This window comes from Corallococcus terminator (assembly GCF_003611635.1).
Taxonomy (GTDB): domain Bacteria; phylum Myxococcota; class Myxococcia; order Myxococcales; family Myxococcaceae; genus Corallococcus; species Corallococcus terminator.
The window spans coordinates 18430-27030 of sequence record NZ_RAVZ01000113.1; the positions used below are offsets into that span (position 1 = coordinate 18430).

Annotated in this window: 9 protein-coding genes; 3 read left to right on the forward strand and 6 right to left on the reverse strand. The window is 70.0% G+C overall.

The genetic code is table 11. The features are described from left to right. Positions 1-53 precede the first annotated feature (53 nt). The gene (locus D7V88_RS17790) at positions 54-869 is read right to left on the reverse strand and encodes an MlaE family ABC transporter permease (protein ID WP_120541837.1); all 816 of its coding nucleotides are present in this window, start codon (positions 867-869) and stop codon (positions 54-56) included. 234 nt (positions 870-1103) lie between these two features. Between D7V88_RS17790 and D7V88_RS17795 the strand changes: the two genes are divergently transcribed. The 3 genes from D7V88_RS17795 to D7V88_RS17810 are packed head-to-tail and all read left to right on the forward strand — an operon-like array spanning position 1104 to position 4012. Next, the gene (locus tag D7V88_RS17795; protein WP_120541838.1) at positions 1104-1706 is read left to right on the forward strand and encodes a hypothetical protein; all 603 of its coding nucleotides are present in this window, start codon (positions 1104-1106) and stop codon (positions 1704-1706) included. Positions 1707-1751: 45 nt separating this feature from the next. Then, positions 1752-3176: a hypothetical protein gene (locus D7V88_RS17805; RefSeq protein WP_158625096.1), complete on the forward strand. Its 1425-nt coding sequence runs from the start codon at positions 1752-1754 to the stop codon at positions 3174-3176. After that, complete coding sequence (locus D7V88_RS17810; RefSeq protein WP_120541841.1) at positions 3173-4012, forward strand: hypothetical protein; 840 nt, start codon at positions 3173-3175, stop codon at positions 4010-4012. Before D7V88_RS17805 ends, D7V88_RS17810 begins: the two co-directional genes overlap by 4 nt. A 13-nt stretch (positions 4013-4025) precedes the next feature. Here D7V88_RS17810 and D7V88_RS17815 read toward each other — a convergent pair whose 3' ends face one another. The 5 genes from D7V88_RS17815 to D7V88_RS43050 form a co-directional block, all read right to left on the reverse strand. Then, positions 4026-4682, reverse strand: a complete 657-nt coding sequence (locus D7V88_RS17815) for an RluA family pseudouridine synthase (protein ID WP_120541849.1) — start codon at positions 4680-4682, stop codon at positions 4026-4028. Between the two features lie 41 nt (positions 4683-4723). Next, on the reverse strand, positions 4724-6229 hold the full coding sequence (locus D7V88_RS17820) for a M16 family metallopeptidase (RefSeq protein ID WP_120541842.1): 1506 nt from the start codon (positions 6227-6229) through the stop codon (positions 4724-4726). Between the two features lie 29 nt (positions 6230-6258). Next, on the reverse strand, positions 6259-7593 hold the full coding sequence (locus D7V88_RS17825) for a M16 family metallopeptidase (protein ID WP_120541843.1): 1335 nt from the start codon (positions 7591-7593) through the stop codon (positions 6259-6261). 27 nt (positions 7594-7620) lie between these two features. Further along, positions 7621-8280 carry a response regulator gene (locus tag D7V88_RS17830; RefSeq protein WP_208726341.1) on the reverse strand — a complete coding sequence of 220 codons (660 nt, stop codon included), beginning with the start codon at positions 8278-8280 and terminating at the stop codon, positions 7621-7623. A 2-nt stretch (positions 8281-8282) separates the two neighbouring features. Continuing rightward, positions 8283-8601, reverse strand: a 319-nt coding sequence (locus D7V88_RS43050; RefSeq protein WP_504813898.1) for a peptidase associated/transthyretin-like domain-containing protein, incomplete at its 5' end; no start/stop codon positions are given.

The window sequence follows — 8601 nt, forward strand, 5'->3', positions numbered from 1 at the left end:
CTTCGTCGACCCGGGGGACGCGGGCCGGGCCGAGGGGGAGTCCGGCGGGCCCATCAGTGCATCATCATGCCGACGATGAAATCGAGGATGAAGATGGCCAGGGCGCTGGACACCATCGCCTCCGTGGTGGCCTGACCCACGCCCTTGGCGCCGCCGGAGGCGTTGTAGCCCTTGAAGCAGCAGATGAGGGCCACGGCCAGACCGAAGATGGCGCCCTTGAGGAGGCCCTCATAGACGTCCGAAGGCGACATCCACTGCTGGGTGCGCGACAGGAAGGTGCCGGGAGAGATGCCCAGGCCGAACACCGCGACGATGTAGGCGCCTGTCATGCCCGTGGTGTTGAAGAGCATGGTGAGCGCGGGGACCATGAACAGGCCCGCGAGCACCCGGGGCACCAGCAGGTACTGCACCGGGTTGACGGCCATGGTCTCCAGCGCGTCCACCTGTTCGGAGACGCGCATGGTGCCCAGCTCCGTGCACATGGCGGAGCCGGCGCGCATGGTGACCATCAGCGCGGCGAACACGGCGGACAATTCGCGGGTGAGCGTCAGGGCCACGGTGGGGCCCACCAGGCTTTCGGCGTCGAACAGGGCGAAGGCGGTGGACGTCTGGAGGGCGAACACCATGCCGGTGAAGCTGCCCGTCAACCCGACGATGAAGATGGAGCCCACCCCCACGAAATCCAGTTGGGTGAACAGGTTGTGCAGGCGGTAGGGGCGCCGGAAGCTCCAGCGGAAGATGTCCAGGCCCATGGCGACCACGCCGCCAATGGTGGCGACGACGTCGATGAGGCCCTTGCCGAAGCCCTCCACCGACTGGACGAAGGCGCCGGTCAGGCGGTTCGGTTTGCTGGGGGTCTCGGTGGTCATGCGTTCAGGCCGGCTACTCTACGTGCCCCCGCCGCGCGCACAAGCGAAGTCCCTTGCCGGGTTATCCCACCCCCACCGCCATGGTTGGTTGGCAGGGGGCCGCGCGCGTGGCGGACAGGTGGGATGCGATGGGGCTTCCTCCTCCAGGGGCTGGCCGTTATGTTCCGCGACCCTTTTCCTTCCACGCCCGGCGCGCCCTTCAGGGGAGTTGCCGGGCCAGAGCGAAACAACAGCATGGCTACCCTGAAGGTCGGCGGCGAGGTGGATTCCCTCTGCACCCGCTGCAAGATGTCTCTCGCTCACACCATCCTGGCGATGGTCGGTCCGAAGATCGCACGCGTCCGCTGCAACACGTGCAACGGGGAACACGCGTTCCGCGGCAAGCCCGGCACCACGGACCGTCCCACGAAGGCCGCCACGGCGAAGGCCGCGCGCGCGGCCAGCGGCACCACGCGCACCACGCGCGCGGAGAAGGTGGTCATCTCCTTCGACGATCAGCTCGCGGGCAAGGACATCGCCAGCGCGCCCAAGTACAGCCCCAAGGACACCTACCGGGTGGATCAGGTCATCCACCACCCGACCTTTGGCGTCGGGCTGGTGACCGCGGTGCGCGGCGACAAGGTGGACCTCACCTTCCGCTCCGACACCAAGACGCTGGTGCACGGCCGTGGAGGCGGCGCGCCGGCGGACCGGCCCGCCTTCAGCCCGCCGTCCAAGATGAACTCGGGCCCGGCGGACAAGCCCATGGCCGAAGTGCCCATGGACGAGGAGCTGCCCGAGGTCGCGATCCTTCCCTCGGATGAGGAGTTGGACAACGCCGCGCCTGCCGAGGATTGACCCGAAGGCAGGAGCGGCGGTCAACTGCTAGACGGGTTTTCCCGTATGCGTCCGCCGCTCCTCCTCGCAGTCCTCCTCTGGGTGTCGCTCGCCGCCGTGGCGCGGGCGGAACCGCCCGAGGTGGAAGCAACACCCGGGCGCGTGGTGCTCGGGCAGGACCAGACCGTGGTCGTACGGGTGCGGGTGCCGAAAGGCGCCGGCCCCGTGCGCGCGGCGGCCTCTTCCGGCACCTGGGAGGCGACGCGGGTGGAGGGCGGCGCGGAGCGCGTCTTCCGCTGGACGCCGCCGCCGGTGCGCCATCCGCTGTGGGCAGTGCTGGCTTTCTGGGTGGAGGACGGACGACCCCCGGAAGTCACCCCCGTGCGTATTGCCCTGCTGGGACGCACGACGCTGGACGTGTCCACCGCGCCGGGCGCGGAGGTGGTGGTCGCCGTCGGTGAGGCGCGCTTCGGGCCGGTGAAGGCGGACGGGCGGGGCCGCGCGCAGGTCCCGGTGGAGGTGCCTCCGGATGCGAAGGAGGCGCGCGTGCTCGCGACGCGGGGCACACTCACCACGGACCGCAGCGCCCCGTTGGAGGTTCCCTCCGAACGCCCGCTGGTCGCCGCGCTCACGCCGGATCCGCTGTCGCCGGAGGACGGGGGCTGGCTGATCCTCGCGGGCACGGAGGGCCCGGTGCCGCCGTCGGAGCTGGAGGTCGCCGCGGAGGACGCCACGGTGAAGGCCGAGCCTCCGGAGAACCGGGCGCGCTTCACGGTGCGGCCGAACGAAGGGGCCACCCGCGTCTCCGTCACGGTGCGCTGGCGCGAGGTGGATCCCACCGTGGAGCCCACCACCGAAGCCGTGCGGATCCAGGCGGGCGTGCTGCCCGCGCGGCCACGGCCTCCGGAGCCGGTGGAGGTCACCGCGCCCGCCTCCCCTTCCCTGCCCCCGCTGGCCGAGGCTCCGCGCAGGAGGGACAAACGGCTGTCATTGTTCCTGTTGGGCGGCGCCACGTTCGCGAGCGGCGCCAATGGCGGACCGCTGCTGTCATTGGGTGTCTCCGTTCCGCTGCCTGTCTGGAATGGACGGCTGGCGGCGGAAGCCGAAGCGGGGCTTCGCTACGCGACGTTCGACGCGCAGGAGGATGGCGTGCACTCGCGCGTGTGGGGCATTCCCCTGCTTTTGTCCGCGCGGGTTATCCTTTTCCAGCATGGCTCCTTCCAACTGGACGGCCGAGCAGGCGGAGGAGTGCTGCCTTTCAGCCACCGGCTGTCGGTGAAGGCATCTCAGACCTCGGACGGCTTCCCGACGACCGAGGATGAGAGCAGAGTCACGGCCATGGGATTCCTGTCCGCGCAGGGTGCGTATGACATTGGCCGCTGGAGCGTCCTCGCGGAGGTGCGCGCCGCGCTCGCTCCCGTGGAGACCGAACTCCTGCGGGCCGAACTGGGTGGCGTGTCCGTGTCCGCGGGGCTGAGGTTCACCCCGTGAAGCGGGCAACGTTCGCGCTCGTGGGCTGGGCCTTGCTGGCGTGGGCCTGTTCGGGAAGCTCCTCGCTGCCGCAGCCCCGCATCCTCTCGGTGGAACCGGACACGCTGCTCGTCAACGAGAAGGACGAGTCCCTCACCGTGCGCTTCGAGGCGCGCTACGCCGTGTCCGTGGACTACGGCGAGGAGAAGGTGAACACCCGCGTGACGGCGACGGGCACCGTCTGGGTGGATGAGAAGGAAGCGGCGGTGACGCACTTCGATCCTTCAGGCGTCGTCGTCGTGACGGTGCCCCGGGGCCTGGGTGCGGGCGCGCACGCGGTGAAGCTGCGGCTGGACGACGGGCGGGAGGCGGAGAACGAAGGAACCCTCACCCTGAAGCCTCCTGGAAAAGACAAGGAAGCGGATCCCGAAGAGGAGTGGGACGCCGGGGTGCTGATCGCCTTCGACGCGGGCGGGGACGACGCGGAGGTCGACGCGGGCTCCATGGAGGACGCGGGGACGCCAGGGGATGCGGGCGCTGATCCGGATGCCCCCATCCTCGCGGGCGACATCACGGGCTTCACGTTCGACGCCATCGAAGGCGCGCGCACGAGCCGCCTGTCGTTCACCATCACCGTGCGCGCCGAAGGCCCCCGGGCCGCGCACTTCGACGGCTCCGTGGAGCTGACGTCCTCGCGAGGCAAGGTGACGCCCACGAAGATCGGCCCCTGCGACAACGGCGTGTGCGCCGCCATCGTCACCGTGGACGCCACCGAGGGCCCCGTGCAGCTCTCCGCGCTGGACAGCTACGGCGTGGGCGGCACGTCCAACAGCTTCATGCTGAACCACTACCAATAGACGCTGCCCCCGCTCACCCGGCCGCGCGCAGCAGCTCCAGGGCCCGCAGCATGTCCGGAGGCAGCGGGGCTTCCACCGCGCGCGCTGGGACGCCCGGCAACGCCGGCCACTCCACGCGGGCGGCATGCAGCGGAGTACGGGTCAGCACCTCCTGCGCCCCCTGCCCTCCCAGTTCCGCTTCCGTGAGGGGTGCCTCGCGGCCGTACTGGTGGTCCACGAGCAGCGGATGCCCCAGGGCCAGCAGGTGCACGCGAATCTGGTGCGTGCGCCCCGTCACCGGCTCCGCCTCCACCAGAGAGGCCTGGGCGAAGGTCTCCACCGGCCGCACCCGCGTGCGCGAAGGCTTCGCGTCCGGTTCCTCCGGCCGGGCCACGCGCATGCGGCCCTTGCGGCCCGCCACCAGGGGCGCGTCCACCCACTGCGGCGCCTCCAGCCGGCCTTCCACCAGGGCCCGGTAGCGCTTGCGCACCTTGCCCGCCTCGAAGGCCTGGGAGAGCGCGCGGTGCACCGCCGCGTCCAGGGCGAAGACGAGGACGCCGGACGTGTCGCGGTCCAACCGGTGCACCACGAACACCTTGCGGCCCAGCTCCGCCTCCAGCGTGTCGCGGAGGCACGGGCCGCCTTCCCGGCCAGGGATGACGAGCACCCCGGCCGGCTTGTCCACCACCATCACCCCCGCGCCGTCGAAGAGGATGCGGGCGCTGCCGCTGCTCACTCGTACTCCGACGCCGACACCACGGTGATGGGGCCCAGCCCTTCGAGCAGCGGCTTCACTTCCGACGCCTTGCCCAGCACGACGATGACGGGCGCGTCCGCGAAGGCGTACTTCTTCGCCACCCGGGCCACGTCCTTGGGCGTCACCGCGCGCAGCCGGTCGCGGAACTTCTCCACCCAGTCATCCCCCAGGCCGTGCATGCGGACATCCGCGATGACGGACGCGACGGACTCATTGGTCTCCGTGCGCAGCGGGTACAGGCCGGCCAGGTAGCTCTGCGCGTCCTTCAGCTCGCGCGGCTTCAGGCCGCCGTCGCGCACGCCGTGGATCTGCTCCAGCGCCACGTCGATGATCTCCCGCGTGGAGGCCGTCTTCGTGAACGTGGACAGCGCGAACACGCCGCCCGCGCTCATCGTGTCGAAGTAGGAGCTGACGCCGTAGGTGAGGCCGCGGTTGACGCGGATCTCGTTCATCAGCCGCGACGTGAACCCGCCGCCCAGCGCGATGTTCATCGCCGTCGCCGGGAAGTAGTCCTCGTGACCCAGCCAGAAGCCCGGGCCGCCCAGGCGCACCTGCGACTGCGTCTGGTCCGGCTTGTCGATGAGCAGCACCTGCCCGGCCTTCGCCAGCGGCTCCTGCTTGCGAGGCAGTTCCGTGGGCGCGTCCGGTCCGCCCGTCCAGCCGGCGAACGCACGCTCCGCTTCCGCGGCCACCGTCTCCGGCGCGATGGCGCCCACCACCGTGAGCATCGACACGCGCGGGCCCATGCGCTCCGCGTGGAAGCGCACCACGTCGTCGCGGGTGAACGTGGACACGGTGCGCTTGATGCCGCCCAGGTCGCGCCCGTAGGGGTGGTCTCCCCAGAGCACGCGGCTGAAGGCGCGGTCGGCGATGGCGGACGGGTCGTCCAGGTCGTTGGCGAACTGCGCCAGCGCGCGGTCCCTCGCGTCCAGCACCTCCTGCTCCGGGAACGTGGGCTCGCGCACCACCTGCCCCAGGACATCCAGCATCGCGGAGAAGTGCTCCGCGGGCGTCGTGAGGTAGACGGACAGCACGTCCTCGTTGACGCCCGCGTAGAGGCTGGCGCCCACGAACTCCACGGCCTCGCTGATGGCGTCGGCATCCAGCTTCTGGGTGCCCCGGCGCATCAGCCGCGCGGTGAAGTCCGCCAGGCCGTCCTTGCCCGGAGGGTCCCACACGCCACCCGCGCGCATGATGAGCCGCACGGAGACGAGCGGCAGCGGGCCGCGTTCGGCGGCGATGACCTTCAGGCCGGTGGACGTGGTGCTCTCATGCAGCTCCGGCAGCTTCAGCGCGCCGGTGGCCGCCGTCTGGGGCACCAGGGTCAGCTTCGTCTTCTTGTTCCTGGCCGGCTTGGAGCGCGCCGGGGCCTTGGCGCGGACGGCCGCGACCTTCTTGCGGGCGCTGGCGGCCGGTTTGCGCACGGCCTTGGCAGCCTTGCGGACGGTCTTCTTCACGGAGGCGATTTTTCGGGTGGCCATACGCGGGAGGGGTTTCCTCGCGGGACGCTTCAAGCGTCCGCGTCGTCGCCGGGCTCGATGGCGCCGGCTTCGGGCTGGAGGGTGACCACCGAGCGACGCTCGGGGGCGAAGTACTTCGCGGCGACGGCCTGCACCTGCTCCGGCGTCACGGATGCGTAGAAGGTCGGCAGGGACAGGCCTTCACGCCAGTCGCCCAGCAGGGCCTCGTAGTGGCCCAGGGCGTGGCCCCGGCCACTGTTGGTGGACAGCTCGCGCAGGTGGTCCGCGCGCAGGTTGTTCTTCGCCTTCTGGAGCTCCTTCTCGGTGACACCCTCGCGCGAGAGCTTCTCCAGCTCCGCGTACAGCAGGGCCTCCACCTTCGCCGGATCCGAGTCCGGCTTGAGCTCCAGGTAGAACATCACGGTCCCCGGATCGATGCGCCAGCTCCAGTCGAGCATCACCGACACGGCGGCCTTCTGGTCATACACCAGGGACTTCACCAGCCGGCTGCCCTCGCCCTTGGTGAGGATGTACTGGGCCACATCCAGCACCAGCGTGTCCTCCTGGCTGGCGGAGGGGCCCCGGAAGCCGATCATCACCGACGGGGACTGCGCGGGGTGGCGCACCACGGCGCGGCGCTCGCCCTTCTGCTCCGGCTCCGCGTTGATCACCGGCAGCGGCGACGGGCCGCGCGGGATGTCGCCGTAGTAGCGGCGCACCAGCGCGAGCGTCTTCTTCGGGTCGATGTCCCCACAGATGTAGAGCACCGCGTTGTTGGGCGCGTAGTACGTGCGGAAGTACTCCTGGCAGTCCTCGCGAGTGATGTTCTCGATGTCCGCCATCCACCCGATGACGGGCCAGCGGTACGCGTGCGCCTTGTAGATGAGCGTCCCCAGCTCCTCGTCCATCATCCCGGGGATCTCATTGTCCACCCGGACGCGGCGCTCCTCCTTGACGACCTCGCGCTCGCTGGCCAGGGTCTTGTCGGAGATGCTCAGCGAGCGCATCCGGTCCGACTCCAGGTCGAGCACCGTCTCCAGCGCGTCGGCGGAGAAGTCGTCGTAGTACACCGTCATGTCGTTGGACGTGTACGCGTTGGAGCGGCCGCCGTTCGACTCGAGCGTCTTGTCGAACATCTTGGGGCCGTACTTCTTCGCCCCGTTGAACATCATGTGTTCGAACAGGTGGCTGATGCCGGTGATGCCGGGCCGCTCGTTGCGGCTGCCCACCTGGAAGAAGGTGTAGAGGCTCACCACCGGGGCCTGATGGTTCGCCAGCAGGCGGACCTTCAGACCGTTGGGCAGCGTTGCCTCGTGAACGTCGAAGAGGGCGTGGAGGATGGGGTCCACCGCGCGCGCGGGGGACCGCGGGGATGCCTTGGCCATAGGTGCCCCACCGTAACCACGGCGGGCCTAGAGATCCACGACACCTTCACGCAGTGCCATCACCACCGCGTCCACATGGGAGTTGACGCCCATCTTCCGGTAGATATGCGACAGGTGCGTGCGCACCGTCCGGCGCTCCAGCGTCATCACCTGCCCCACCTCCGCGTTGGACAGGCCCTTGGCCACGTAGCGCAGCACGTCCAGTTCCAGGGCGGACAGTCCCCAGGGCAGCTCCGCGGGCTTCTGGGCGGGCTTCGCCTGGACGGACTGGAAGTAGTTCCAGAAGCGGCGCGCGATGATGGGCTCCAGCACCGTGCCGCCCGCCATGACCTCCTGGATGGCGGAGCGGATCTTCTCCGGCCCCACGCGCTTGACCAGGTAGCCGGACGCGCCGGCCTGGATGGCCTCGTAGACCTTCTGCTCCTCCTCGAAGGACGTGAGGATGAGGATCTCCACCTCCGGGGCGCGGCGCTTGACCTTCTGGGTCACCTGGATGCCGTGCATGCTCGGCAGCTCCAGGTCCAGCAGGACGAGCTGCGGGCGTTCCCGGACGATGTCCTCCACCGCCTGTTCGCCGTCCTGCGACGTGCCCACCAGCTCCAGTTCGGGGAAGGTGTTGAGGACCTTGAGCAGGTTGCGCAGGAGCTGCGGTTGGTCCTCGACGACGAAGATGCGCGTGCGCTCCACGTTCACCGCCTGGTGGGGGGAGGCTGGAACTGTTCCTCCAGCTTCTGGTGCTGGCCCCGCGAGAAGCGGAGCTGGAAGTCCTTGCGCTCGCCCGTGGACAGCGCGACCACGCGGATGTCGCGCGTGCCGACGCGGACCGGGAAGTTCACCAGCGGCGTGGTGCGGCCCACCCGCGCGCCGTCGATGTAGACCCGCGCCGGGAGGTTCGTGCGCAGCGTGAGGAACGCGCGCTGGGCCTTGGCGGGCACCGCCGGTTCGCTGCCGTCCCCCTCGTCCTCCTGATCCTCCAGGTCCTGGGAGGTCGCGGAAGGAGGTGGAGCG

Excerpts from the sequence above, each read along its gene's own strand:
- D7V88_RS17795 (WP_120541838.1), top strand. The coding sequence starts at position 1,104 with ATGGCTACCCTGAAGGTCGGCGGCGAGGTGGATTCCCTCTGCACCCGC.
- D7V88_RS17820 (WP_120541842.1), bottom strand. The coding sequence starts at position 6,229 with ATGGCCACCCGAAAAATCGCCTCCGTGAAGAAGACCGTCCGCAAGGCT.
- D7V88_RS17805 (WP_158625096.1), top strand. The coding sequence starts at position 1,752 with ATGCGTCCGCCGCTCCTCCTCGCAGTCCTCCTCTGGGTGTCGCTCGCC.
- D7V88_RS17825 (WP_120541843.1), bottom strand. The coding sequence starts at position 7,593 with ATGGCCAAGGCATCCCCGCGGTCCCCCGCGCGCGCGGTGGACCCCATC.
- D7V88_RS17790 (WP_120541837.1), bottom strand. The coding sequence starts at position 869 with ATGACCACCGAGACCCCCAGCAAACCGAACCGCCTGACCGGCGCCTTC.
- D7V88_RS17815 (WP_120541849.1), bottom strand. The coding sequence starts at position 4,682 with ATGGTGGTGGACAAGCCGGCCGGGGTGCTCGTCATCCCTGGCCGGGAA.